2 protein-coding genes are annotated in these 1318 nt (G+C 64.6%); both read right to left on the bottom strand.

Going from position 1 to position 1318, the window contains the following annotated elements; translation table 11 throughout:
* The coding region (locus tag ACWEEU_RS30575) for an alpha-amylase family glycosyl hydrolase (RefSeq protein ID WP_451736930.1) at positions 1-863 on the bottom strand (863 nt) is incomplete at its 3' end.
* A partial coding sequence (locus ACWEEU_RS30570) for an alpha-glucosidase C-terminal domain-containing protein (protein ID WP_451736927.1) occupies positions 860-1318 on the bottom strand: 459 nt, incomplete at its 5' end. The genes ACWEEU_RS30570 and ACWEEU_RS30575, both read right to left, overlap by 4 nt.

Raw genomic sequence — 1318 nt, 5'->3', positions numbered from 1 at the left:
AAGTGGAACGCCATGTGGCATTCGTCGCCGCCCGCCTGGTAGTCGCCGAAGTAGTCGACCACGTCCTCGGGCCACTGGTTCGCCTCCGCCAGCAGGACCTTGTCGGGATACTGGGCGTCGATCTCCTTGCGCACGCGCTTCAGGAAGTCGTGCGTGGCGGGGAGGTTCTCGCAGTTGGTGCCCTCCTGCTGGTACAGATACGGCACCGCGTCCAGCCGGAACCCGTCGATGCCGAGGTCCAGCCAGAACTTCAGGGCGGAGATCATCTCCTCCTGGATGGCCGGGTTCTCGTAGTTCAGATCCGGCTGGTGCGAGAAGAAGCGGTGCCAGTAATACTGCTTGCGTACCGGGTCGTACGTCCAGTTCGACGCCTCGGTGTCGACGAAGATGATCCGGGCGTCCTGGTACTGCTTGTCGTCGTCGGCCCAGACGTAGTAGTCGCCGTAGGGTCCGTCGGGATTCTCGCGGGACTCCTGGAACCACGGGTGCTGGTCACTGGTGTGGTTCATGACGAAGTCGATGACGACACGCATCCCGCGCTGGTGGGCGGCGTCGACGAAGTCCACGAAGTCCGCGAGGTCCCCGAACTCGGGGAGTACGGCCGTGTAGTCCGAGACGTCGTAACCGCCGTCACGCAGCGGGGACTTGAAGAACGGTGGCAGCCACAGGCAGTCGACGCCCAGCCATTGCAGGTAGTCGAGCTTGGCGGTGAGACCCTTCAGGTCCCCGATGCCGTCGCCATTGCTGTCCTGGAAGGAACGGACCAGGACCTCGTAGAAGACGGCGCGCTTGAACCACTCAGGGTCGCGGTCCCGGGCGGGAGTGTCCTCGAACGTGTCCGGGACGGGCTCGTTGACGATCATATGGTGGGTGACCCTCCGATCTGCGGGTTGGACGGTCGCAGAACCGAGAACACATGCGCGGGTCGACGACCCGGTTCGAGTCGCACATAGTTGGCCCTGCCCCAGTGATAGGACTCGCCGGTGAGCAGGTCGCGCACCGGCACCGACTCGTGCCAGTCGAGGCCGAGTTGCGGCATGTCCAACGAGACCGTGGCCTCCTGGGTGTGGTGCGGGTCGAGGTTCGCGACCACCAGAACCGTGTTCGAACCGCTGCGTTTCGAATAGGCGATCACCGATTCCTTGTCCGTCTCGTGGAAGTGGAGATCGCGCAACCGGTGCAGCGCCGGGTTCTGCCTGCGGATCTGGTTGAGCCGGGTGATCAGGGGGGCGATGGTCCGTCCCTCCAGGGCGGCGGCCTCCCAGTCGCGGGGTTTGAGCTGGTACTTCTCCGAGTCGAGATACTCCTCGCCGCCCGG

The sequence above is a fragment of the Streptomyces sp. NPDC005004 genome (assembly GCF_053600675.1).
The sequence above is the reverse complement of the archived record's forward strand: the minus strand, read 5'-3'. Positions and strand labels throughout refer to the sequence as shown.